This is a genomic window from Rhizobium sp. FG113, assembly GCF_057809895.1.
In genome coordinates this window covers 128,920-151,950 of record NZ_JBMDKV010000003.1, presented here as the reverse complement: position 1 = coordinate 151,950, position 23,031 = coordinate 128,920, and the positions used below count along the sequence as shown (strand labels likewise).

The following is a 23,031-nucleotide window of genomic DNA, read 5'->3' as shown; positions in this document are numbered from 1 at the left end:
AAGAAGGGCACAAAAGAGAACCCTACAAACGAAAAGAGCGGCGGGTAGGCCCCGCCGCTCTCAATCAATTCAGTTTCGAGCCTTACTTCGAAATCAGGCAGGAGCCGCCGGCTGCGCGATACTTTTCGCAGATCGCGGCCGCTTCGTCCTTGGAACCGGCAGTGATGCGCAGGCGGTAATAGGTGCCCTTGCCGGCGATGTCAGCCTTGCGGATTTCGTAAGGCATGCCGGCCAGCACGCCGCCGAACTTCTTCGACAGGCTTGCATAGGACTTCTTGGCTTCGGCTTCAGACGGCAGCGATGCGATCTGGACGCCGTAGCTGCCAGGAGCGGCCGTGGTCGGCTGGGCCTGTGCCGCTGCCGGCGGAACCGCCGCGACTTCCTTCGGTGCCTGGGCAGCTGGTGCCGGTGCTGCCGTTGCAGGTGCGAGAGCCGAGGCACCCGGACGCGATGCCGGGGTCGGCGCGGTGTCGGTCTTGGTGCTGGTTACGGCACGGACCGGCGGGTTGACGCTGTCAGGCGTTGCCGCCGCGGCCTTGGCAAGCACGTTCTCGGAGGTCTGCTTTGCGGTCGGCGTCGCACCTTCGACCGGCGTCGAGCGAATGTCGGCGGATGCCAGCTGTTCGATCGTCGGGGCGGAAGCCGATGCACCACCTGCGGCGATCTTCTGCGTCTGCACCGAGGTGGGCTTCGGCAGCGAGGACGCAGCAGGCTCCGGCACGGGCTCGTCGCGGGCGACGAGCGTGCCGTCCGGCTTGACGATCATGGTGCGGACCTTGCGCGCCGAGACCGACGGCGAACGATCGGCATCCGATGGAGCGGCAGCGGCCGTATCGGTGGCGCTATCGTTCGGCAGCAGGCGCGGATCCTCGGTGTCGCCGACGGGCGTTGCCATGGATGGCATCGGCGCGTCGTTGTCTTCAGGCAGCGTTTCCGGCGTCAGTGTGCGCTGAACGACGTCAACCGGCTGCTCGTCGCTTGATACCAGCGACTTCTGCTTCGGGGCTTCGGTGGCGGCGCCACCAACGCTGTCGTAGACAGCCTTGTCCTGGTTCGGAACGGTCTTGCCACCCGGGTTTTCCGGAACGACCTTGACCGGGTCCTTGTCGGCCACGATCACGCGCGGTTCGCCGGTGGCGATACCGAGGCCGCCGTCGCGGGCCAGGAAGGAATAGCCGGCATAGGCGACGCCGCCGAAAATGACGATGGCAGCGGCTGCCGCCAGCATGCGCTTCATCGAGCGGGCGCGGCTCATATCCTCGGCGTCGCTCGCCGACTGGATCTGAACTTCGGACACCGTCTCGCGACGCTGCTGTACGGGCTCGTTGACGCTGCGGCGGAAATCTTCCTCCAGCGCGCGTTCGAATTCATCGAAGCTCTGGGCCTGCGGCTGCGACGGCTGCGGCCGTGCAACGGATGCCACGGCGGCGACAGAGGCCTGGGCGCGGGCACGGATGTCCTGAGCCGGCTTTGCGGGTGCTTCGACCGGCTTGGCTGGCGTCAGCAGGTTTGCGATTTCCGAATCCACGTCGAAATCGAAATCCGACATCGCGGGAACGGGTTCGTGCTTTTCGACCGGCGGCAGCGTCGGGACATGCATCTCGACCGCTTCCATCTGATACTCCGCGTCGGAGATCATCGACGGATCGAAGGGCAGCTCTTCCGTCGTGTCGGCGACCGGTGCCGGCGCGCGGTAGGACGGTGCTGCAGGCGCTGCGGGCTCCGGCGAACGGTAGACCGGCGCGGCTGACTGATAGGTCGGCGCCTGGTAGGTCGGTGCCTGATAAGCCTGTGCCGGGGCGGACGGCTGATAAGGTGCGGGTGCCGGCTGCGCGACAGGCTCCGGCTGGCGGACTGCCGACTGGTAGGCCACGGGTGCTGCTACAGGCTGCGGCTTCGGCTGTTCGATCTCTTCGGCAACAACAGGCTCGACGAAATCGAGGTCGGCGAGCTCAAGCTCGATACCTTCGAGATCCAGCTCGAAGTCGTGGCCGGCGAACGGGTCTTCCGCGTCAGGTGCGGCCTTGGCGACGACCGGCTGCGGCTCGGGTGCATAGCGAGGTGCTACGGGTGCTGCCGCTACAGGAGCGACGGCGACGGGCGGCTCGGGCACATAGGCCGGTGCAGGGATCGGCGCGTGGATGACCGGGGCGACCGGCTGGGTCTCCACGGGCGCAGCTTCGCGAGCGGTAACCGGATACTGCGAAACATCAGCCAGGAGGTCATCGATATCGAAGGCGATATCGTCGACTTCGGTGACGGCTTCCGTCAGCGCGGCATCGGCCTTGACGTCGCCATCCTTGGCGGCAGCGGCCAGATCGAATGCGCTGTGGTCGACGACAGGTTCGACGATCGGCTCAGCGACGGGCTGCTCGACGACGAATGACGGCTCATGACGGTCGATTTCAGCGGGGAAGCTTGCGGCGGCCGGCGCTTCGAAGCGCGGAGCAACAGCTACCGGCTCGACGACAGGTGCCTGGGCGGCAACAGGCGCTGCGACCGGCTCTTCGCGGCGAGACGGATGGAAATTGGCGATCGGCAAGCGGATGCTTGCGGCCGACCACTGCGGCGCCTTGGCGGGCTGAACCGGTGCCGGTGCGGCGCTGATCGAAAGCTCGAGCTCCTCGATCAGATCGCGAGCGCCGCCGGAGACAGGCTCCGCAGGACGCGAGACGCTTGCCGCCCAATCGGCGGACGAGAGGATCGCGCGGGCATCGGGCTGCTCGATGACAGACGACTGCTCGACGGCAGGCAAGGCCTCGTCTTCGACCCGTTCCGAGACAACCGGCGCTTCGTAGTGAACCGGCTCGGCCTCGTAGCGCGGCGCCTGCTCGTAGTGCTGCGAAGGCTCGTAGTGCTGTGCGGGCTCGTAGTGCGGCTCGGGCTCGTCGTAGGTGACGGGCTCCGGCTCGGCATAGACTACGGGCTCAGGCTGAGCGTAAGCCGTCTCGATCGGATGAGCGACGACTGCAGGCGCGGTCGGAGCGTCGTAACGCTCGAACTCGCGCAGCAGTTCGTCTTCGAGATTGAAGGCAGGCTCCTGCCTTGGCGCCGCTTCGACGGTGTTTGCCGCTACACGGGGCTCAAAACCGACGATACGCGCAAGCTCCGCAAGGGGATCGTCGTCAGCAAAGAGGTTCGCATCGTTACGCGTGTCATACGCCCGCTGTTTATCTGCCATACTCATCCACTCGCAAATGCAAAGGTTTCGTGCCAGCGCATTGTGGGTAAATGGTGACGCTACCGCATCTCTTCCGGCGCAGCCGTTCCTGCGATGGCAAGACCCGACTTCAAAACGGACGCAACGGCGTACACCAGCCCTAGTCTGGTAATACTAGACTCTCGGCTCTTATCGTTAATAAATCGTAAGTCTACCTGATCCTTGCCCTTATTCCAATGAGCATGGAAAGAACTGGCAAGATCATAGAGGTAGAATACGACACGATGCGGCTCTTGCGATTGAGCCGCCGCCTCGACCAGCCGAGGGAACTCGGCAACCTTCGCAACCAATTGTAATTCCGCAGGATCCGAGATTCCGGACACGGCTTTGGCGAGGATCTCAGGCGACACGTCGAGATCCGGAAACGCCTCCTTCGCCTGCCTGAAGACAGACATGCAACGGGCGTGCGCGTACTGTACGTAAAAGACCGGATTGTCTTTCGACTGCTCCGTTACTTTGGCGAAATCGAAGTCCAACGGCTCCGAGCTCTTTCTATACAGCATCATGAACCGTACCGAATCGCGGCCGACTTCCTCGACCACATCGCGCAGCGTCACGAAGTCGCCCGAGCGCTTCGACATCTTCACCGGTTCGCCATCGCGGAACAGCTTGACCAGCTGGCACAGCAGAACGGTAAGCTTGGCCTTGCCTTCCGACACGCCACGCGCGACCGCCTCCAGGCGCTTGACGTAGCCGCCATGGTCGGCGCCGAGCACGTAGATCATCTCGCTGAAGCCGCGATCGAACTTGTTCTTGAAGTATGCGACGTCGGCGGCGAAATAGGTGTAGGAGCCGTCTGACTTGATCAGCGGACGGTCCATGTCGTCCCCGACTTCCGTCGAGCGGAACAGGGTCTGTTCGCGATCTTCCCAATCTTCCGGCAGCTGACCCTTCGGCGGCGGCAGCGTACCCTTGTAGACATGGCCCTTGAAGGTCAGGTCGTTGATCGCCGTGCGGATGGCGGCAGCGCCATTGGCGTGCAGCGTGCGCTCGGAGAAGAACACGTCGTGATGGACGTTCAACGCCTCCAGATCCTCGCGGATCATCACCATCATCGCATCGATGGTGCGATCCTTGACCAGCGGCATCCACTGATCCTCGGGCATGTTGTGCAGCTTGACGCCGTAGTCACGCGCCAGCGCTTCGCCCACCGGCACGAGATAATCGCCCGGATAGAGGCCAGCCGGAATCTCGCCGATCTTTTCGCCGAGCGCCTCGCGGTAGCGCAGGAAGACGGAGCGTGCCAAGACGTCGATCTGCGAGCCGGCATCGTTGATGTAATATTCCTTGGTGACGTCGAAGCCGGCGAAGGACAAGAGGTTGGCCAGCGCGTCGCCGACGACGGCGCCACGGCAATGGCCGACATGCATCGGGCCGGTCGGATTGGCCGAGACGTATTCGACGTTCACCTTGCGGCCCTCACCCATCGTCGAGCGACCGTAATCGGTGCCAGCAGTGATCATCGAGGCCAGAAGGCGCTGCCAGTAGCCGACGGCTATCCTGACGTTGATGAAGCCAGGGCCCGCGACCGACACTTCGGCGACGTCTGGATCTTCCTTCAACTTTTCGGTGATGATTTCGGCCAGCGCGCGCGGATTGGTGCCGAGCGGCTTGGCAAGCACCATCGCCGCATTGGTCGCGACATCGCCGTGGCTCGCATCACGCGGCGGCTCGACGGCAATGCGTCCGAAATCCAGCTCGGATCGCTTTTCCTTGACCAGATCGATCTGTTCAAGGGCGGTTTTAATCCTGGCTTCGAAATCGGTAAAAAGGTTCATCGCACTCTTCCATGCATAGGCTGTGCCACACGGCATCCGCCCGGCCTTTGCCGAGCGACCGCTGCCTAGCGCAAATCGGGAGTCTGGTCAAACAATCGCCTGTGGGCGCTGATGGCGTAGGTATCGGTCATGCCGGCGAGATAATCGCCAACATGGCGCGCCTTCGGCGCCTCTGCCAGCCCCGCGATGTGATCCACCCAATAGTGGCTCTGCATCTCCTTGGGGTTGGCCATGTAGGCCGAAAACAGGTCGGTGACGATCTGCGCGGCGCCTGATCGGATGCGCATGATGTCCGGATGGCGGTAGATGCGCTTGAAGAGCATCGCCTTGATCTGCCTGTCCGTCTCGGCCATGCCCTCCGAGAACGTCGCGATCACGCGGTTGGCGTGCCTGACGTCGTCGGCGCTTTCGGGGCGGATCTCGGACAGGCGCTCCTGCGCGACCGAGATCACGTCTTCGACCATGCGGGTGATCTGGCGGCGCATGATTTCGTGCGTGAAGCGGCTCGGCTCCAGCGTGGGGTAGCGCTCCCTCACCTCGGCCATCAGGCCGGCCAGGAACGGGATATCCTCCAGCATGTCGAAGGTGAGATAGCCAGAGCGCAGGCCGTCATCGATATCGTGGGTGTTGTAGGCGATATCGTCGGCGATCGCGGCAACCTGGGCTTCCAGGCTGGCGAAGGTGTCGAGCTGGAGATCGTGGATCTCGCAGTAATCGAGGATCGGCTGCGGCACGGGGCCGCGCGTGCCCGTTCCGTCCTTGGTCAATAGCGGGCCGTTGTGTTTGACCAGCCCTTCCAGGCTCTCCCAGGTCAGGTTGATGCCGTCGAAATCGGCGTAGCGGCGTTCGAGCTTGGTAACGATGCGCAGCGACTGGGCATTGTGGTCGAAACCGCCATAGGGCAGCAGCACCTCGTGCAGGGCGTCCTCGCCGGTGTGGCCGAAGGGCGTGTGGCCGAAATCGTGCACGAGGGCAACGCCTTCCGCCAGATCCTCGTCGAGCTTCAGCGCCCTTGCCAGCGCGCGAGCGATCTGGGCAACCTCGATCGTGTGCGTGAGGCGCGTACGATAATGATCGCCATCCTGGGCGATGAAGACTTGGGTCTTGTGCTTGAGGCGCCGGAAGGCGGTCGTGTGGACGATGCGGTCGCGGTCGCGCTGGAAGTCCGAGCGGGTCGGGCTGGAATTTTCGGGATAAAGCCGCCCACGCGTCGTCCACGGGTCAGCCGCGTAGATTGCCCTGTCGCTGTTACCGAAGCCTAATGCACGTCTGTCGATCGTCATTCTTCACCGTCACTCGCCATGTCCAGGCTAACGCCCATTGACGCCGCCATACGCTCTTCATACCTATAGAGAGCATAAACGGCAAAGAGACGACGTATCGCCCACTTTGCCGCGGGCCGCGCTTTCATGATATAAGGCGCGATAGCATTGAAAAACAGCCGTTTATATTGATGGCTGGACCACTATTCTCTCCGGATCTTGACCCCGGCAGGAGCAGACATGACCGAAGCAAGTGTAACCCTTTCCGACGCGGCTGCGAAGCGAATCGCCACCATTGTCGGCAGCGACCCCGGCAAGAGCGCGCTGCGCGTCTCCGTCGAAGGCGGCGGCTGTTCGGGTTTTTCCTACAAGTTCGACCTGACCGACGGCATCCAGGACGACGACGTGATCGTCGAGAAGAACGACGCGAAGGTGCTGATCGACAGCATGTCGCTGATCTACATGGCGGGCTCGGAGATCGATTTCGTCGATAACCTGCTCGGCCAGTCCTTCCAGATCAAGAACCCGAACGCGGTCGCAAGCTGCGGCTGCGGCACCAGCTTCTCGATCTGACCACCCTCTCCCGCTATCCACACAGAACCGGCCGAAGATTGCCTTCCGGCCGGTTTAACGTCTTGTCGCTTGTCTCAAGACCACGCTAGAAGAAGACGTCAAAGCGGAACGGGACAAAAGAATGAAGATCGCGACCTGGAACATCAACGGCGTCAAGGCGCGCATCGACAATCTCACGCAATGGCTGAAGGATTCGAACCCCGATATCGCCTGCCTGCAGGAGATCAAGACGGTCGACGAAGGCTTTCCGCGGCTGGAGATCGAGGCTCTAGGCTATCATGTGGAGACGCATGGGCAGAAGGGCTTCAACGGCGTCGCCATTCTATCCAAGACCAAGCCGGACGAGGTGACGCGCGGTCTACCGGGCGATCCGCTGGACGAGCAGGCACGTTTTCTGGAAGCGGTGTTCTCCATTCCCGGAAATCGCGTTGCCCGCGTCTGCTGCCTCTATCTGCCGAACGGCAATCCCGTCGAGACCGAGAAATACAGCTACAAGCTCGCCTGGATGGAGCGGCTGCGCACATTCGCGGCCGAGCGGCTGGCTTACGAGGAAATCCTGATCCTTGCCGGCGACTACAACGTCATCCCCGAGCCGCATGATTGCTTCGACCCCAAGGTGTGGGAGAACGACGCGCTGTTCCTGCCGCAGACGCGCGAGGCGTTTCGCAGGCTCGAGAGCCTGGGGCTGACCGATGCGGTGCGTGCGACGACGGATGCGGTGCCGGCGTATACGTTCTGGGATTATCAGGCCGGCGCGTGGCCGAAGAACAACGGCATTCGCATCGATCACCTGATGCTATCGCCGGAGGCCGCCGACCGGATGACCTCGACGGCCATCGAAAAACATGTGCGTGCTTGGGAGAAGCCTTCCGACCACGTGCCTGTGGTCGCCTATTTCGATTTCGCGGCCTAAGAGCTAGGCGGCACCAATCGAGGCCGGATCTCGGCGATCCGGTCTTACATCGCTCAGTCGGTGTTGCTGCTGGCGATCTTGTGCGAGAGGGCGATGGCATTGCGGCGGTCGCTTTCGCTGGCAACCGAGAAGGCCTGCTCCTGCAGCGATTCCATCCAGTTGCAATCCTTCGGCTTGCAACGGTCGAGTGCCGCCGTCATCAATGCCAGGCCGTTGGCCGACTGGCCTTCCTGGAACAGGATATTGCCGAAGACGGACATGGCGCCCGGGTGACCGGCCTTGCGGGCCTGGTTCAGCCACTTCTTGGCCTGCTGCGTGCTGGTGGCGCCGCCATCGCCGGCAAGCATCATCTGCGCCAGCTGGAACTGCGCTTCGGGAACGCCGAAGGTGGAGGCAACCTGGAAGTAGATCTGGCGCGCCTGGGTGAGATCGGTCTTCACCGGGCTGCCTGGAATGCCGTGCTTGTAATAGCCGGCGAGCGAAAGCAGCGCGTTGACGAAGAAGCCGGTATCCTCGGAGCCGGGCTCGACACCCTGCTGAGCGATCTCGCTATAGATCTTGAAGGCTTCGAAATCATCCTGCGCGACGCCGTCGCCATCGGCATACATGTTGGCGAGCGCCCAGCGCGAGCCGGTGTGGCCCTTTTCGGCAGCGTATTTGTAGGCTTCGACAGCCTCTTCCTTCTGGCCGTTCTTGTAAGCTTTGAAACCGAACTTGAAGAGATCGAAAGGACCGGATTCCTTGTTGACGCCCGACTTGATGTCGAACGCGCTTGCCGGACAACTCATCGCCGCGCAGCAGGCGACGGAGAGCCCCATAAGCATCAATCTGAAAGGTCTGAACTCGAACGTCAGCATTTCACTCGATTTCTTTCGTTTCCACCCATACGCGCCATCTCGAACATCCCGCCCGTTCGGCCCGCAGATAAAGTCCCTTCGGCGAGCGATCCCGCGGTGGGTTCCAAGACCCGCTTGCCCGCGTCGCATCCAGCCTTTTGCTCTCCAGAGAGAGCCATCATTTTCTTCGCACCGACCGCATCCGCCCGCTTCCCGGCGCGAACTGACGGCGATGCCTTCAACCTCATTTCAGCGAGCCCGCGGAGCGGCATTTCGCCTTCAGAAATGTCGTAGTCACCAATTGTGACAAAACGCGAGACGTCGTTACCGAAAGCCAGTCCGGAAAGCGGCAACACCGTCGAACGTGAGGAAACTGAAAGGCTTGAGAATGCTGCAATCGAACGACGCTTTCCGGCTGAAACACCCTGTAAAACAGGCGAAACAAGCGAAGCGGCGGCAACTGCGCCACGCCTCATGTCCGTCTCTTTCACACTCACCGAAAAACGACCCATCTTACTCTTTTACGCGCACCCTATGCCTGTCATTCCCTCGCCCGAGATTACCGCTGCGCCTAGTTTGTGGCGGGAAATGGACAATTCGTGATGGAGCCCATCATACGCCAACACTCAAAAAAAACTGTTGCTGAATCGTCACAAAATGACACGTGACGAGAGCATGCTTAATGGCGCCAAGACAAAGAAAAGCCCGACAATTTGCCGGGCTTTCACTTGCACTGATCTTGGCGGGTCAGAACTTGACCTTGATGCTGGTGGAGATGGCCGCCACGAGATCGTTGCCGTAGTCGTAGGTTGCGTCGTCACCGTAGGTTACGCCATCCTTGACGATGGTACCTGATGATCCGCTGGTCATGACGCCGAGCGCTCCGGCAAGCCGCCACTCGATGTTTTCAGTCGGGCTGTAGGAGGCGCCGACGCCGAGCGTCCATACATCGGCCTGGGCACCATAGCCGTCGCTCGTTCCGCGATCCCAGGTGAGGCTGACCGCCCCGCTCCACTGATCATTGAACTTGTGACCGACGCCGCCCGTAAGCGTCCAACCGTCACGGTAGCCGAGATCGAGCGATGTCAGCTGGTTCGACTGGCCGCAGGCAGTGCCACGCGTCGAGGTGGGGCAAAGAGACACGGACTGAAGGACGCTCCAGTTCGTCCACTTGACCGAGCCGAAAGCCAACCAATCCGGTGCGATGCCGCTCTGCAACTTGAGCTCGAGCGAATCCGGAGCTTCCGCCTCGCCGTAAACATTGGTGATCCTGCCGCCGTATACCGGAACCACGGGAACCTGTGTCAGGTCGACCGTGCCGGTCAAACCGTCATACTTGACGCGGCTGTTGTACACCAAGCTGGCGCGCATGGCGTATTCGGGAATCTCATAGGCGACGCCGAGGCGCCAGCCCCACGCACTGTCGCTCAAATCGAGGCGACCGACGCCGGTGCCAAGACCGAGAGCCAACGGCGCGGTGCTGACCAGCTTTTCCTGGAAGCCCTCGATCTCCTGATAGAATGCACCACCGATAATGCGCGCCTGGCCCTGACCGAGATCAAACTTGTAGGAACAGGTCGCCCCATAATTGTGGCTATCGATCTTCGTCTCGACGTTATTGTTCGCGCCCGCCCAGTTCACGCCTGGGTTCGTATGCGCACCAAACGGCTCCGAATAATCGACAAGGCAGTCAACGTCGCCGACGCCACCCTTGAGGCCCAAATAGGGAATGGCGTAATTCTCTGTGTCATCGGCGTGGTCGGGACGCGAATTCAGATTTCCGCCACCAGTGGTGTTCGAAGTATTGACGTCACGCGCATTCTTCAGCTTGCGCTGCGGCATGACATAGATCACGCCAGACTGAATCGAAAACTGCGATGCATCGAACAACTGATCGATATTATAGCCGCCACGCTCCAGACCACCCGCGAGGGCAGGCTGGGTGAGCGTCGAAATCATAACAAGCGGCAGGGCTGCCGCCAGAACCTTACGAGATGCCAAGGTGTCTCCCCCACTGAGGCAATTGCGATGGTGGGACTGTGACGGCGAGAGGTTAAAATGGCAACTTCGTGACCGGGCGCGATTGAAAAGTGAGCTAATGGATGCTTTACGTAAAAAATTGACGAGCACGTCAAAATTTCCTCATTTTAGAAAATGTATCTCAAAAAATCCTGGAATCGATCAGGCGATAGGGCGATCGTTCTATACGAACACAGATATGTTACCTTCTGACAACAGTTTGATTTTTAGCAAAAACTTCGTGGAAAAGCTGAAAAATGGTGTCGCTCCGGCCAAGTTGTGGCGGCGGGAGGCCTGATTACGGTTAATTTTTCGAAAAAAGGCGCCCGATTCTTCATCGGACGCCTTGGAATGAAATACTATTGAAAGTTGATTTTACGAGGCTTCATCTACACGCGAGAGCGCGATCTTGAGGCTCGCGAGCTGGACCGTCAGCTCTTCCAGGCGTTCCCGTTCGGCCGCGACGACCTCCGGGTTGGCGTTGGCGACGAACTTCTCGTTGGAGAGCTTGCCGTTGATTCTGGCCATTTCGGCCTCCGTCTTGGCGATTGCCTTTTCGAGGCGGGCTTTCTCGGCACCGAGATCGATCAGCGCGCCGAGCGGCAGGCAGACCGTCGCTTCGCCGGCCACGATCTGGGCCGCACCCTTCGGCGCCTGCTCGGCCAGCGAAATGCCATCGACACGCGCCAGGCGCTTGATCGCCGCATCGTGGCGCGACAGCCGGTCACGCGTCAGGCTGTTGGCGTTGACGAAGACGAGCGGGGCTACCGCCGACGGCGGTACGTTCATTTCGGAGCGAACCGAGCGGATATCGGAAACGAGGTCGATCAGCCAGTTGATCTCGTCGGCTGCCGCGTCGTCGGCGTAGGACGGCGACGGCCATTCGGCGTGGCAAACCAGACCATCGCGCTCGCGGCCCTCGCCTGCCGTATGCGCCCAAAGCTCTTCGGTCATGAAGGGCATGAATGGATGCAGCAGCTTGTAGATCTCTTCCAGAACGTAGGCGACGCAGGACTGCGCCTCCTTCTTGGCGCCCTCGTCCGTGCCGCCGAAGATCGGCTTCAGCAGTTCGAGATACCAATCGCAGACCTGGTTCCAGACGAAACGATAAAGCACGCCGGCGGCATCGTTGAAGCGATAGGCTTCGATTGCCTCGGTGAGATCGCGTTCGGTGCGGGACAGTTCCGTCAGGATCCAGCGGTTGACCGTGAGCTCGGCGGCCTCGGGAATGAAATGCGGGTCGTTGACGACGCCGTTCATCTCGGCGAAGCGCGTGGCGTTCCACAGCTTGGTGCCGAAGTTGCGATAGCCGGCGATGCGGGCCGGATCGAGCTTCACGTCGCGACCCTGGGCCGCCATGATCGCCAGCGTGAAGCGCAGCGCGTCGGCGCCGTACTCGTCGATGAGTTCCAGCGGGTCGATGACGTTGCCCTTGGACTTCGACATCTTCTGGCCGTTCTTGTCGCGAACCAGCGCGTGGATATAGACCGTGTGGAACGGCTCGACCGGAACGCCGTCCTCGTCCTTCATGAAGTGCAGACCCATCTGCATCATGCGAACAACCCAGAACGGGATGATATCAAAACCGGTGACCAGAACGTTGGTCGGGTAGTAGCGTGCAAGCTCGGGCGTCTTTTCCGGCCAGCCGAGGGTCGAGAACGGCCAGAGAGCGGAAGAGAACCAGGTGTCGAGCACGTCTTCGTCGCGCGTCAGGATTTCGCCCGGCTGGAAGTTCTCGAGCTTTTCCTCGACCCAAGCCTTCCAGGGTCCTTCGTGAGCGATGTAGTGCTGGATGGCGGCCTGCAGCGCTTCTTCCTCGGTCTTCTCGACGAAGACCTGGCCATCGGGACCGTACCAGGCGGGAATCTGGTGACCCCACCACAGCTGACGGGAAATGCACCACGGCTGGATGTTTTCCATCCATTGGAAATAGGTGTTTTCCCAGTTCTTCGGCACGAAATTGGTGCGGCCTTCACGGACCGACGCGATCGCCGGCTGGGCCAGCGTCTTGTTGTCGACCCACCATTGATCGGTCAGGCGCGGCTCGATCGGCACGCCGCCGCGGTCGCCATGCGGAACCACGTGCTTGTGCGGCTCGATCTTGTCGAGCAGGCCGGCCTCTTCGAAAATCTCGACGATGATCTTGCGGGCGGTGAAACGGTCCTGGCCCTCCAGACGGTCCCAGGCGCCATGAAGTGCTGCCGGATGATCGAGACCTTCGAGGAAGTCCTCGTTCTCCTTGATCGAGATCGAGGCATCAATGTTCATGACGTTGATGGCGCGCAAACCGGCGCGCTTGCCGACCTCGAAGTCGTTGAAGTCATGCGCAGGCGTGATCTTGACGGCGCCGGTGCCGGCGGTCGGATCGGCGTAATCATCCGCGACGATCGGGATCTTGCGGCCGACGATCGGCAAGATGACATGCTTGCCGACGATCAACTTGTAGCGCTCGTCTTCAGGGTTCACCGCGATGCCGGTATCGCCGAGCATCGTCTCAGGACGGGTCGTTGCGACGACGATGTAGTCGCGCGTCTCGAATTCCGTCGGCTTGCCTTCCTCGTCGAAAGCGATCGGGTACTGGTAAGTGACGCCCGCTTCCAGCGGATAGCGGAAGTGCCAGAGATTGCCCTTGACCTCCAGCTGCTCGACTTCCATGTCGGAGATCGCGGTCAGCAGCTTCGGGTCCCAGTTGACCAGACGCTTGTCCTTGTAGATCAGGCCTTCCTTGTAGAGGCTGACGAAGACTTCGAGGACGGCCTCCGAGAGACCCTCGTCCATAGTGAAGCGCTCGCGCGACCAATCACAGGAGGCGCCGAGGCGCTTTAACTGGTTGAAGATCAGGCCACCCGACTCGTTCTTCCACTCCCAGACCTTCTCGATGAAGGCTTCGCGGCCCATGTCGCGGCGGCCCGGAAGCTGCTGTTCCATCAGCTTGCGCTCGACGACCATCTGCGTGGCGATGCCGGCATGGTCCATGCCCGGCTGCCACAGCACGTCCTTGCCGCGCATGCGCTCGAAGCGGACCATGATGTCCTGCAACGTGTTGTTCAGCGCGTGGCCCATGTGCAGCGAACCCGTCACATTCGGCGGCGGAATCACGATGGTGAAGCTTTCGGCGCCCGGCTTGGCGTTCGCGCCCGCGCGGAAAGCGTCCGCCTCGTCCCATTTCGCGGCGATCTTCGGTTCAACGGCTGCGGAATCGTAGGTCTTTTCGAGCATTTTTGGACCAAATCTGGAGGTTTTCTGGATGCGGGTTGTAAATAGGATGCCCGCCAGCAAGTCAATAAAAAAGCCGCCCCGGAGACCGGAGCGGCTCTTTGTAAAAAGCGACGGATCCGATCAGCGGCGCGGGCCGCGGGCCACGCGCTCGATCTCTTCGCGCACGAGGCGCTCGACCAGGGTCGGCAGGTTGTCGTCGAGCCAGTCGCGCAGCATCGGGCGCAGCATGTCTTCGGCGATCTCGTCCAGCGAGCGGCGCTCGGCGCCATCGATGGCGGCGGCCAGTTCCTCGAAAGAGCGGGCGATCTGCAGGCCGGCATCCTGCGACAGCAGCGACTGCTGGGTTTCTTCCATCAGGCTCGGCAGCAGGCGATCCGACAGCGGCGCGGAGACCGGCTCGGCGTAGAGCGGCTGTGCTGACATGGGCGCTGCGGACATGGGCGGAGCGATGGCGACCTGCTCCTGAACCGGGGCTGCTGCGGGCTGAACGGTTTCGTTTTCTGCGACCGGCTGCTGAGACGGCATTTCGAACGCCATCGCGGCCGGCTCGTCAGCCAACACGGGCTCGGGTGCGCGCTGCGGCGCCGGAGCGGCCTGCTGCATTACCGGGTGCTCCTCGACTGCCTGCTGCGGCTGAGCTTCCATGACTGGAACCGATGCGACAGGCGCCGGCTGCAGGCGGAACTCGAGAGGCGGTTCGCGCTGCGGCTGAAGCGTGTTGCGCTCGGAGGCGGCGCGAACGCGGGCGGCGACATCGGCGAGCGACATGGCGGCGCGCGGTGCTTCCTGCGCGGGCGCGGAGCCTGCGGAATTGGCGGCGACGAAGCGCGGATCGGTCTGCTGCGGTGCGGGATCGGGGAATTCCACGCCGGCATAAGCCTGATCAACAGTCAGATGAATGTCGGAGCCGTGATCGTCTTCATCATCACCATAAACAGGCGGCAGCGATGCGGAGAGTGCCCTGCCCGCGCCCGGCTCATTGCTTTCGATGATCTGGCGGATCGACGCCAGGATTTCTTCCATGGACGGTTCACGCGCTACGCTTGGCTGAGCCATATCTATCCCCGTTATTCTCAAACAACGACCGGATTGCGAGGTGTCGGCATCCGAATCACCCAGACTGTAGGATAGCCGATCGGGGAAAAAAATCATCGCGAATCAAATGACTGCCGCTTTGCACAGTTTTCTCAAACGTCAATGACCGCTTCGAAGGTCCGCCTGAAACAGAAACGGGCGCCAATGGCGCCCGCTCATCAACAACCCATGTCGAGTGTCGCTTAGAACACGAATTCGCGTGCCTTGGCGAAACCCGGCAGCGGCTTGACGGAAGCGTTGAAGAAGACGTTTTCGGAGACCGCGCCGCGCTCGCTGACGAACACCGTCGCACGCGCCGAGCCGCCATATCCCTTGATGGTGACAAGGCGGCCACCTTCACGCAGCTGCGAGAAGAGCGAAGCGGGAACTTCTTCCACCGCGCCGTTGACGAAGATCAGGTCGTAAGGGGCGCCCTTGGTGCTGCCGGCTTCGAGCGATCCCGTGACGACGGAGACGTTGGCGTAATCGGCAAGGTTTGCCGTAGCCTCGGCGGCAAGCGCTTCGTCTTCTTCGAGCGCCACAACGGAACCGGCGAGCTTGGAGAAGAGTGCGGAGACATAACCCGTGCCGCAGCCGACATCGAGAACGACGTCATCCTTGGTCACGGCTGCAAGCTGCAGCAGCTTGGCGAGCGGCGACGGCTGCATCAAGAAACGCGCCGGCTTGCCCGCCTGCGCCGGACAGATTTCGACGTCGGTGTCGATGTAGGAAATCGCCTTGGACTTTTCCGGGACGAAAGCCTCACGCGGCACGGCAAGGAAAGCGGCCTGAACGGAGTGAGAGGTGACATCCGTGGTGCGGATCTGGTTGTCGACCATGTTGGCGCGTGCCGTCTCGAAATTCATAGTGTCCTCTCGCCCAATGAAAAGCGCTTATTGCTCACCCGTGTCTTAATCGCAGGGCAACCGGCTTTCAAGGCTTCGTGAGCGACTGCAGCAAGAATTCGAACGGTGTGGCCAATCGCCCGAGACCTTCAGAAAAATCCATGGTGACGTTCATAAGATTGTGATAATATTGCAACCGGAGGAATAAGGAGGAGAAGATCATGTCAGTCATAGCTGAATATTTCTCGCTGTTCGACTTTTTCATCGTCGCCGCGCTGATTGCGATCATGTGCTGCGGCTTGCTCGGAAAAGAGACAGGCTGAGGTTCGAACATCGTTTCCCGCAACCAATACGTTCAGGTGATCGTCAGCTTTATTAGTAATGACTTTAACCAGTAAGAACGATGACCAGCGGGGTGTCATGACGAAATCAGCTCTTTTGGGTGGTCTCTTTATTGGAGGCCTATTTGCGATCGTCGTGATGATACCGCTTGTGCATGCGAGTGTGCCTGGTGTCGCGACCAATGGCGTGTCACCGCTCGTATCGTTGCGAGGCGGGAACTGACAGAGGCCGAAATCGCCTAGACAATGGGCGTTGCCTCGCGTTCTTCAATGACCGTTCGAAGGGTCATCTCCTGTTGTGCATTTTGGCGCCTGAAATCCCCCAGGTTTTTGAACAACCCCCTTGCGCTTGTTTTCTATTCATTCTAAATGCCGCCCACGCTTTCGAAAGTAAGCGTCGTGAGGCCTCGTGGCGGAGTGGTGACGCAGAGGACTGCAAATCCTTGTACCCCGGTTCAATTCCGGGCGAGGCCTCCAAATTTCTCACCGACGGATGATGTGTTTATACGTGGCGCTAGCAGTGCGCGGCCCGTGCGGGCTTACACGTTGAAACTCGTGCGTCTCCCCGCGTTAAAAAACCTGACCGCCATTTAGCGATCAGGTTCATAAGCATCTATTCCAATCTTGCCGTTGGCTCGATTACGGACCTACGCACTGACGGCGGGGGCCGTAGTTGGGCTGATAGGTGTTGTCGGACGCGCGGTACGAGCGGTAGCGGCTGTAGCAATAGTCCACATGTGAACCGCCCGAGCGGACGCGCGGCTGCGACGCGATGATACCGCCGATGATCGCCCCTGCGGCCAAGCCACCGATGATGGCGCCGGTGTTGTCATGATGACGGCGATAATAGCGGTCGTCGTAGCGATTGTAGTCGCGGCGATAGTAATCACGGCCGCGATCACTGTAGCGATAGCGATCCCGATTGCCGTAGCAGTTGCGGTACGGGCCGCATCTGTCGCGATATTGGTCGATGGGTGTATTCGGCAGGCCAGTCAGTCCATCGACAGCCTTGCCGCGCGGGTAGCGGACGTCAAACGCGCTGGCCGGGGAGATGCTCCCCAGACATGTCATCAGCGTCACGGCGATAATGGCCAATTTCTTCATTTCAGAACCTCACAATCCACAGAGATGCTTCATCCTTGTCCCATGCCGAGATAACGCGCATTTCGGCAACTCGTTCCAATCACTTGGTTTTGTTCAGCATTCGCCAGCGAATGCGGCGATTTCGTGTGGGTTAACCGTGCGGCCCCGATTGCCCGCCCGGCACTTTCTTTGGTCCGGCCGCTGCTTTATGACACTTTTATGACAATACCCTTTCATGGATGGATACTATGCTGAGCTGGTTTCGGAAACTCATGCCACGCGAAGACCGGTTCTTCGATCTCTTCGCGCAGCACGCGAAAACAGTCGTGGGTGCGGCCGAAGCGCTGAACGAACTGCTCTCCGGAAACGACACCGAGAAGCACTGCGCGCGCATCGTCACGCTTGAGAACGAGGCCGACGATATCACCCGCGATGTGCTGCTCGCCGTTCGCCGCAGCTTCATAACGCCGTTCGACCGCGTCGACATCAAGGACCTCATCCAGTCGATGGATGACGCGATCGACATGATGCACAAGACGGTCAAGACCATCCGCCTGTTCGAGCAGAAGAGCTTCGATCCCGTGATGCAGGAGATGGGCAAGACGATCGTCGAGGCCGCGCACATGATCGCCGAGGCCATTCCGCTGCTCGATCGAATCAACGCCAACGCCCCTCGCCTGACGGCGATCGCCGAGGCGGTGACGCGGATCGAGGGACGGTCGGACGAATTGCACGATCAGGGACTGAAGGACCTCTTCCACCGGCACGGCGCCACCAACCCGATGGCCTACATCATCGGCAGCGAGATCTACGGCGAGCTCGAAAAGGTCGTCGACCGCTTCGAGGACGTTGCCAACGAGATCAGTGGCATCGTGATCGAGAACGTCTGATGGACGCCACCCTTGCCTTCCCGCTGCTTGTCGGGCTGATCGCGGTCGCGCTGTTCTTCGACTTTCTGAACGGCCTGCATGATGCCGCCAATTCGATCGCGACGATCGTCTCGACGCGCGTGCTCAGGCCGCAGTTCGCCGTTGCCTGGGCGGCCTTTTTCAATTTCATCGCCTTCCTGTTCTTCGGACTGCATGTCGCCGAGACGCTGGGGACCGGGATCATCGATCCGGCCATCGTCTCGCCGATGGTGATATTCGCGGCGCTGATGGGCGCGATCATCTGGAACATCGTCACCTGGGTGTTCGGTATCCCGTCGAGTTCGTCGCACGCTCTGGTCGGCGGGCTGGTCGGCGCGGGGCTGGCCAAGGTCGGCTTCAGCTCGATCGTGTGGAGTGGTTTGCTCAAGACCGCCGGCGCGATCGTCATGTCACCGATGATCGGCTTCCTCCTGGCGCTGTTTCTCGTGCTCATCGTTTCGTGGCTCTTCGTGCGTCAGACTCCGTTCGCGGTCGACCGCACCTTCCGCATCATGCAGTTCGTCTCGGCGTCGCTCTATTCGCTCGGACACGGCGGCAACGACGCGCAGAAGACCATGGGGATCATCGCCATCCTGCTCTATTCGCAGGGCTATCTCGGGGGAAGCTTCCATGTGCCGCTGTGGGTGGTGCTGTCCTGCCAGTCGGCAATGGCGTTGGGCACGCTTTTCGGCGGGTGGCGCATCGTGCATACGATGGGATCGAAGATCACGCGGCTGAACCCGATGCAGGGCTTCTGCGCGGAGACCGGCGGCGCGCTGACGCTGTTCGGCGCCACATGGCTCGGCATACCCGTCTCGACCACACACACGATCACCGGCGCGATCATCGGCGTCGGCGCGGCACGGCGGGTGTCTGCCGTGCGTTGGGGCCTTGCGGGCAATATCGTCGTCGCCTGGGTGGTGACGCTGCCGGCCGCCGCATTGATCGCCGCCGCTTTCTACTGGATCGCTGGCCTCTTCGCCTGAGCGATTAATTTCAGGAGGCGGAATTCCGCCTCCTGTGCCACCAAACCGAAAATCGTCGTCTCATTCGCCGCGCGACATGCAGGTCGTGCGACAGCACCAGCACGCCGAGCGGAATCATCCAGAAGCCGAGAATCGGAAGAAAGCCGAGACATCCGCCAAAAATCAGCAGTCCGCCGATCAAAAGCCTTGCTATGCGCGACTTCGGCAGCGGAATGCGGGTCGGCCCCATGACGATGTGGCCGGTGGTGTGATCGATGCCAAAGCGTTTGGCGGTATTTTTCGGGGTCTCGGTCATCCACAGCATGTGGGGATAACCTGAATGATTGCAAGGAGATGTCATTTTTTTGAAAAAACCGCTTGGCAAATCGAGCAAGCATTTGTATTAGCCCACTCACACCGCGGCGAGCGGTGATCCCTGGTAGCTCAGCGGTAGAGCATTCGACTGTTAATCGACAGGTCGCCGGTTCGAATCCGGCCCGGGGAGCCAAATTCGAGAGGGTTGCGCCACAAGCGCGACCCTCTTTTCATTTAGGCTTTCCAAGCACTTAACCTCCCTTGGACTAACTTTTATCGGCGCGGATGATCTTCCGCACTTGCGGTTTCAGCTACATTTTGGAATACATTTCGGACTACAAAGCGCGCGCAGCGGGTCTCGAATGGCTATAGCCGACGTCTCAAAATACGTGGTGAAGAACCCGGCGAACGGCATCTACCGATACTATCGGCGGGTGCCTGTCGAGGTCGCAGCGCTGGACCCGCGAACCCACGTCAAGCAGTCGCTGAAGACGTCAAATCTCAAAGAAGCGCTTCACCGCGCCGAGACGGTCCACAGCGCGATCGAGAACCTTTGGGGTGCGCTCATTCATGGCGAGGGAAAAGAATCGTCGGTTGCTCGCTACGAGGCGGCGCTCAAGGCGGCGCAGTCTCTCGGCTTTACCTACAAACCGGCAGCAGACGTCAGCGAGGCTGACAGCGAAGAATTCGAACGCCGAATGGCGATCGCGGAGAAGGCGTTCGATCAATCGGAGACGATCGTCGACGCGGTCATGGGCACTGCAGACGAACCAGCGCCCCGCCTGGGCGAGGTCTGGGATCTCTATGAGGAGCACAACGAAGCCGGCCTGACAGGGATGTCGCCGAACCAACTGCGACTTCACCGCAACTCTCGTCAGCGCGCTATCACCTACGCGATCTCGGAGCTCGGAGACATGGAGCTCGGGAAGATCAGCCGTGGCGACGTCTTGCGGTTCCGGAATTGGTGGACGAAGAAGGTCAAAGACGAGAAGCTCAAGGCCTACAGCGCTAACCGCAGCTTCAGCGACATACTAGGTATGCTCACGGTCATCGATGACGCCCTGCACACGAACTATAAAGAGGTGTGGGAGAAGTCGCGGATCAGGGAAACGAACGCCAACAAGCTGAACAAGCGCCGCGCGTTCAATGTCGATTGGATTAGAGATAAGATCCTCGTCGCCGGCGCGCTGCAGACGATGAACGAGGAAGCCCGTTGCATTGTCTACATCATGATCGAGACGGGCATGCGTCTCGGCGAAGTCTGCAATCTTCGCCCGCAGGACATCCGCCTGAAAGACAAGATCCCTTACGTGGAAGTGGCCGAGCGCGACGATCGCCGACAGAAGACGGAGCACTCGATCAGGCGCATCCCGCTCGTGGGGGTGGCGCTGTGGGCTGCGAAGCAGTATCCGGATGGCTTTCCGCGATACCAGGACAAGGCGAACGTGGCGTCCGCGCTGATCAACAAGATGATGATGAAAGAGGGTCTGCGGCCGACGAAGCTTCACACCGTCTATTCGTTCCGCCACACGTTTCAGGACAGGATCGAAAACGTCGGCGTGTCCGATCGCATGCAGGCGGACCTTATGGGTCACGAGTTCGGCCGGCCGGTCTATGGCGACGGCTCCGAGATGAAGCGACGTCAGGAACTTCTCGAATCCATCAGCTTCGCCGTACCCGACGACCTGAAATGAAAAAGCCCTGCCTCGCTTGGGAACGGGACAGGGCTCGATATGTCAGACAGGAGATCGGCGCAGCGCCCCCGCTATGTCTGTCGGCAGACGAACGACGCAGCCGGCGTCCCTCGTCGACCAATTGGCGACATCCGCCTTCGCCTTCGTCCCAACACCCCCGCCAGGGATAACGGCCATCGCAGCCGCAAGCTCTACCATTCGCCGGTAGAGCGGCGACTTGTCGACGTCCGCCGCCGTCGCCATGATCGCGGCGACATCGAGGAAACGGCCTCTAAGATAGAGCAGCGTCTCGTCGTGAGATCCGTCCGCCCTCGCCTTGCCGGCAACACTCGTTGCCGCCAGCGCGGCCATTCCAGTGACGATCCCCCTGCGCAAACGGCACGGAGATCCAGTCGCGCCGGCGTCATGACCGGTGCGGTTTGCATCGCATTGCATTTCCACATTCCCTAAAACCACGTCCTTTTCCGAAGAGGCCGAACCAGGGCGATGCTCTCCCGGCCTCCTCGCTCATGTGCGCCCCCAGCACACTCGCCAGAGAGCAGTTATTCATTAACTACACGCAACCGGCGATATGCATAACTAAATCTGTGGCATCGTGGTGGCATATCGGTCAACCGCCGTTTGTGGCATCGCTGCGGCATGGCGCTTGAAGACTTACATTTTAGGTTACGAATACCTGAAGAACTGAAGAAGCGTGTCGCTGCGGCCGCTCGAGCGAACGACCGCTCCATGACTGCCGAGATCATCGCGCGGCTGACCGACACCTTTACAGTGCCTGGTCTCGACCCAGAAGATGAAGAACTGGCGGAGATCATAGGCGACCTCGACCGGATCAAGCGCAAGGTTATCGATCGCACGGCGAAATCAAGACGCAAGGCTTGACGACGGCGGGATCTCGATCCACTTCTTACAAGGTGTCGGGCGGGGCACATTTTCATTCATGCGGCACAACCACCTTTCGAGGAGAGGATGACGCATGACCGCAACAGACAACACCGCCACCAAGCTTATAGACCTGCTCCAACAACTCGGCGTCGAACCAGACATCCCTATCAGCCTCTACAAGATCGGGCCGCCAATGATCGACCAAGGCATCAGCCAGGATAGGATCGTCAACGCGCTCTACGCCCTCAAGGAGCGTGGCGTCATTGATCTCCCCGGGAACAATAGCTTGGTACTGCTAAAAGAACGATCGAACGGGCATGATTGACCAAGCCGATCCCGGCGCCGATATAGCGCGCATGATCGATTCCGGCCCTTTCAACGAAATCCGCTTGCCGAACAACATCGTCATCCATTGGCGCCGAGCTGATGAAGGATGGGAGATCGCTGCCTACCGCACGTCCAGCGGTGGTGGCATGTTGCGCTCGCTGACAGGTGATTTCATCAGACGGATCTCAGCAGAGGGACCCGGTACCGAAGAGTTCAGCGAAGCGCTGGGGATGGTGGCGCTGATCACCTGCACGAAGCTCCAAAGTGATCGAATCAATGGGCCTCGCCGATAATCTGAAACGAAACGTAATTTTTATTCGAATAAAAACAATTACTTATCTACAGATACCGAGCAAAAAGAAAAGGTTAACACTCTTGTTAATTGACGGTTCATACCTAAGTAAGTATCACCATGATACATGAGCAGGCAACGGAGGCCGCGTGAACATCGAAGAACCTTGGGAACCGGGCGTAGCTACCGAGAAAATAAGAACACTTGCCCGCGACCCGGGAATGACGATTACGTACAAGCTGCATGCGAAAGAGCGCATGGCTGAACGTGATTTGATAAGCTCTGATATTCTCTACGCTCTCAAGCACGGTTTTGTCTACCAAAAGGCAATTCCCGCTACCAGACCGGACCTCTATCGCTACCGAATGGAATGCAAGACGCCGAACAGTGGTAGCCGCGCCCTTGGCGTTGTCGTAATCCCGGCCGTGAACGGCCGCCTGCTCAAGATCGTAACGGTGATGTGGGTCGACGAATACGGCTGA

Annotated in this window: 21 protein-coding genes and 2 tRNA genes; 11 read left to right on the top strand and 12 right to left on the bottom strand. The window is 60.4% G+C overall.

The window, feature by feature from the left end; all coding sequences use genetic code 11:
* Nucleotides 1-82 precede the first annotated feature (82 nt).
* The 3 genes from ACODTZ_RS10960 to ACODTZ_RS10950 form a co-directional block, all read right to left on the bottom strand.
* Nucleotides 83-3,181: an SPOR domain-containing protein gene (locus tag ACODTZ_RS10960; RefSeq protein ID WP_489025715.1), complete on the bottom strand. Its 3,099-nt coding sequence runs from the start codon at nucleotides 3,179-3,181 to the stop codon at nucleotides 83-85.
* 59 nt (nucleotides 3,182-3,240) lie between these two features.
* Complete coding sequence (argS, locus tag ACODTZ_RS10955; protein ID WP_209189930.1) at nucleotides 3,241-4,998, bottom strand: arginine--tRNA ligase; 1,758 nt, start codon at nucleotides 4,996-4,998, stop codon at nucleotides 3,241-3,243.
* A gap of 65 nt (nucleotides 4,999-5,063) precedes the next feature.
* Nucleotides 5,064-6,281: a deoxyguanosinetriphosphate triphosphohydrolase gene (locus ACODTZ_RS10950; RefSeq protein ID WP_489025713.1), complete on the bottom strand. Its 1,218-nt coding sequence runs from the start codon at nucleotides 6,279-6,281 to the stop codon at nucleotides 5,064-5,066.
* 219 nt (nucleotides 6,282-6,500) lie between these two features.
* Here ACODTZ_RS10950 and erpA point away from each other — a divergent pair, with 219 nt between their 5' ends.
* The gene (erpA, locus tag ACODTZ_RS10945; protein WP_112425268.1) at nucleotides 6,501-6,833 is read left to right on the top strand and encodes an iron-sulfur cluster insertion protein ErpA; all 333 of its coding nucleotides are present in this window, start codon (nucleotides 6,501-6,503) and stop codon (nucleotides 6,831-6,833) included.
* Between the two features lie 121 nt (nucleotides 6,834-6,954).
* Nucleotides 6,955-7,746, top strand: a complete 792-nt coding sequence (xth, locus tag ACODTZ_RS10940; RefSeq protein ID WP_112979587.1) for an exodeoxyribonuclease III — start codon at nucleotides 6,955-6,957, stop codon at nucleotides 7,744-7,746.
* Between the two features lie 53 nt (nucleotides 7,747-7,799).
* Here the strand turns inward: xth and exoR are convergent, their stop codons facing one another.
* From exoR to ACODTZ_RS10910, 6 genes are all read right to left on the bottom strand, one after another.
* Nucleotides 7,800-8,603 carry an exopolysaccharide production regulator ExoR gene (gene exoR / locus ACODTZ_RS10935; RefSeq protein WP_018900092.1) on the bottom strand — a complete coding sequence of 268 codons (804 nt, stop codon included), beginning with the start codon at nucleotides 8,601-8,603 and terminating at the stop codon, nucleotides 7,800-7,802.
* Entirely contained in the window at nucleotides 8,597-9,094 is a 498-nt protein-coding gene (locus tag ACODTZ_RS10930) for a hypothetical protein (RefSeq protein WP_489025710.1), read from the bottom strand. Before ACODTZ_RS10930 ends, exoR begins: the two co-directional genes overlap by 7 nt.
* A gap of 235 nt (nucleotides 9,095-9,329) precedes the next feature.
* Nucleotides 9,330-10,583 (bottom strand): OmpP1/FadL family transporter, encoded by a 1,254-nt coding sequence (locus tag ACODTZ_RS10925; RefSeq protein WP_489025708.1) that lies wholly within the window; start codon nucleotides 10,581-10,583, stop codon nucleotides 9,330-9,332.
* Between the two features lie 393 nt (nucleotides 10,584-10,976).
* A complete protein-coding gene (locus ACODTZ_RS10920; RefSeq protein ID WP_489025707.1) occupies nucleotides 10,977-13,820 on the bottom strand; it encodes a valine--tRNA ligase in 2,844 nt (947 codons plus the stop codon).
* 120 nt (nucleotides 13,821-13,940) lie between these two features.
* Nucleotides 13,941-14,876, bottom strand: a complete 936-nt coding sequence (locus tag ACODTZ_RS10915; RefSeq protein ID WP_489025705.1) for a PopZ family protein — start codon at nucleotides 14,874-14,876, stop codon at nucleotides 13,941-13,943.
* 221 nt (nucleotides 14,877-15,097) lie between these two features.
* A complete protein-coding gene (locus tag ACODTZ_RS10910) occupies nucleotides 15,098-15,760 on the bottom strand; it encodes a protein-L-isoaspartate O-methyltransferase family protein (protein ID WP_489025703.1) in 663 nt (220 codons plus the stop codon).
* A 723-nt stretch (nucleotides 15,761-16,483) separates the two neighbouring features.
* Here ACODTZ_RS10910 and ACODTZ_RS10905 point away from each other — a divergent pair.
* A tRNA-Cys gene (locus ACODTZ_RS10905) sits at nucleotides 16,484-16,557 on the top strand.
* Between the two features lie 162 nt (nucleotides 16,558-16,719).
* Here the strand turns inward: ACODTZ_RS10905 and ACODTZ_RS10900 are convergent.
* A complete protein-coding gene (locus ACODTZ_RS10900) occupies nucleotides 16,720-17,184 on the bottom strand; it encodes a BA14K family protein (protein WP_489025701.1) in 465 nt (154 codons plus the stop codon).
* Between the two features lie 227 nt (nucleotides 17,185-17,411).
* Here ACODTZ_RS10900 and ACODTZ_RS10895 point away from each other — a divergent pair, with 227 nt between their 5' ends.
* A complete protein-coding gene (locus ACODTZ_RS10895; protein ID WP_489025699.1) occupies nucleotides 17,412-18,053 on the top strand; it encodes a DUF47 family protein in 642 nt (213 codons plus the stop codon).
* Nucleotides 18,053-19,057 carry an inorganic phosphate transporter gene (locus ACODTZ_RS10890; protein ID WP_113237007.1) on the top strand — a complete coding sequence of 335 codons (1,005 nt, stop codon included), beginning with the start codon at nucleotides 18,053-18,055 and terminating at the stop codon, nucleotides 19,055-19,057. Before ACODTZ_RS10895 ends, ACODTZ_RS10890 begins: the two co-directional genes overlap by 1 nt.
* A 10-nt stretch (nucleotides 19,058-19,067) precedes the next feature.
* On the opposite strand, the gene ACODTZ_RS10885 is transcribed toward ACODTZ_RS10890, so the two are convergent.
* Nucleotides 19,068-19,361: a hypothetical protein gene (locus tag ACODTZ_RS10885; protein WP_018900104.1), complete on the bottom strand. Its 294-nt coding sequence runs from the start codon at nucleotides 19,359-19,361 to the stop codon at nucleotides 19,068-19,070.
* A gap of 108 nt (nucleotides 19,362-19,469) precedes the next feature.
* On the opposite strand from ACODTZ_RS10885, the gene ACODTZ_RS10880 reads away from it, so the two are divergent.
* Nucleotides 19,470-19,544 (top strand) — tRNA-Asn (locus ACODTZ_RS10880).
* Nucleotides 19,545-19,713: 169 nt separating this feature from the next.
* Complete coding sequence (locus ACODTZ_RS10875) at nucleotides 19,714-21,045, top strand: tyrosine-type recombinase/integrase (RefSeq protein WP_489025696.1); 1,332 nt, start codon at nucleotides 19,714-19,716, stop codon at nucleotides 21,043-21,045.
* 42 nt (nucleotides 21,046-21,087) lie between these two features.
* Here ACODTZ_RS10875 and ACODTZ_RS10870 read toward each other — a convergent pair whose 3' ends face one another.
* The gene (locus ACODTZ_RS10870) at nucleotides 21,088-21,480 is read right to left on the bottom strand and encodes a hypothetical protein (protein ID WP_489025694.1); all 393 of its coding nucleotides are present in this window, start codon (nucleotides 21,478-21,480) and stop codon (nucleotides 21,088-21,090) included.
* A 204-nt stretch (nucleotides 21,481-21,684) separates the two neighbouring features.
* Between ACODTZ_RS10870 and ACODTZ_RS10865 the strand changes: the two genes are divergently transcribed.
* From ACODTZ_RS10865 to ACODTZ_RS10850, 4 genes are all read left to right on the top strand, one after another.
* Nucleotides 21,685-21,927: an Arc family DNA-binding protein gene (locus ACODTZ_RS10865; RefSeq protein WP_489025692.1), complete on the top strand. Its 243-nt coding sequence runs from the start codon at nucleotides 21,685-21,687 to the stop codon at nucleotides 21,925-21,927.
* Between the two features lie 94 nt (nucleotides 21,928-22,021).
* Nucleotides 22,022-22,255 carry a hypothetical protein gene (locus ACODTZ_RS10860; protein ID WP_489025690.1) on the top strand — a complete coding sequence of 78 codons (234 nt, stop codon included), beginning with the start codon at nucleotides 22,022-22,024 and terminating at the stop codon, nucleotides 22,253-22,255.
* Entirely contained in the window at nucleotides 22,248-22,550 is a 303-nt protein-coding gene (locus tag ACODTZ_RS10855; protein ID WP_489025688.1) for a hypothetical protein, read from the top strand. The genes ACODTZ_RS10860 and ACODTZ_RS10855 overlap by 8 nt, the downstream gene beginning before the upstream one ends.
* Before the next feature lie 148 nt (nucleotides 22,551-22,698).
* Nucleotides 22,699-23,031, top strand: coding sequence for a DUF4258 domain-containing protein (locus tag ACODTZ_RS10850; RefSeq protein WP_489025687.1), 333 nt, complete (start codon nucleotides 22,699-22,701; stop codon nucleotides 23,029-23,031).

What these genes read in the sequence shown, in the direction of transcription:
- ACODTZ_RS10890 (WP_113237007.1), top strand. Translation starts at nt 18,053, where the DNA reads ATGGACGCCACCCTTGCCTTCCCGCTGCTTGTCGGGCTGATCGCGGTC.
- ACODTZ_RS10895 (WP_489025699.1), top strand. Translation starts at nt 17,412, where the DNA reads ATGCTGAGCTGGTTTCGGAAACTCATGCCACGCGAAGACCGGTTCTTC.
- xth (WP_112979587.1), top strand. Translation starts at nt 6,955, where the DNA reads ATGAAGATCGCGACCTGGAACATCAACGGCGTCAAGGCGCGCATCGAC.
- ACODTZ_RS10885 (WP_018900104.1), bottom strand. Translation starts at nt 19,361, where the DNA reads ATGCTGTGGATGACCGAGACCCCGAAAAATACCGCCAAACGCTTTGGC.
- ACODTZ_RS10930 (WP_489025710.1), bottom strand. Translation starts at nt 9,094, where the DNA reads ATGGGTCGTTTTTCGGTGAGTGTGAAAGAGACGGACATGAGGCGTGGC.
- exoR (WP_018900092.1), bottom strand. Translation starts at nt 8,603, where the DNA reads ATGCTGACGTTCGAGTTCAGACCTTTCAGATTGATGCTTATGGGGCTC.
- ACODTZ_RS10855 (WP_489025688.1), top strand. Translation starts at nt 22,248, where the DNA reads ATGATTGACCAAGCCGATCCCGGCGCCGATATAGCGCGCATGATCGAT.
- ACODTZ_RS10960 (WP_489025715.1), bottom strand. Translation starts at nt 3,181, where the DNA reads ATGGCAGATAAACAGCGGGCGTATGACACGCGTAACGATGCGAACCTC.
- ACODTZ_RS10865 (WP_489025692.1), top strand. Translation starts at nt 21,685, where the DNA reads ATGGCGCTTGAAGACTTACATTTTAGGTTACGAATACCTGAAGAACTG.
- erpA (WP_112425268.1), top strand. Translation starts at nt 6,501, where the DNA reads ATGACCGAAGCAAGTGTAACCCTTTCCGACGCGGCTGCGAAGCGAATC.
- ACODTZ_RS10915 (WP_489025705.1), bottom strand. Translation starts at nt 14,876, where the DNA reads ATGGCTCAGCCAAGCGTAGCGCGTGAACCGTCCATGGAAGAAATCCTG.
- ACODTZ_RS10870 (WP_489025694.1), bottom strand. Translation starts at nt 21,480, where the DNA reads ATGCAATGCGATGCAAACCGCACCGGTCATGACGCCGGCGCGACTGGA.
- ACODTZ_RS10900 (WP_489025701.1), bottom strand. Translation starts at nt 17,184, where the DNA reads ATGAAGAAATTGGCCATTATCGCCGTGACGCTGATGACATGTCTGGGG.
- argS (WP_209189930.1), bottom strand. Translation starts at nt 4,998, where the DNA reads ATGAACCTTTTTACCGATTTCGAAGCCAGGATTAAAACCGCCCTTGAA.
- ACODTZ_RS10910 (WP_489025703.1), bottom strand. Translation starts at nt 15,760, where the DNA reads ATGAATTTCGAGACGGCACGCGCCAACATGGTCGACAACCAGATCCGC.
- ACODTZ_RS10950 (WP_489025713.1), bottom strand. Translation starts at nt 6,281, where the DNA reads ATGACGATCGACAGACGTGCATTAGGCTTCGGTAACAGCGACAGGGCA.
- ACODTZ_RS10860 (WP_489025690.1), top strand. Translation starts at nt 22,022, where the DNA reads ATGACCGCAACAGACAACACCGCCACCAAGCTTATAGACCTGCTCCAA.
- ACODTZ_RS10920 (WP_489025707.1), bottom strand. Translation starts at nt 13,820, where the DNA reads ATGCTCGAAAAGACCTACGATTCCGCAGCCGTTGAACCGAAGATCGCC.
- ACODTZ_RS10875 (WP_489025696.1), top strand. Translation starts at nt 19,714, where the DNA reads ATGGCTATAGCCGACGTCTCAAAATACGTGGTGAAGAACCCGGCGAAC.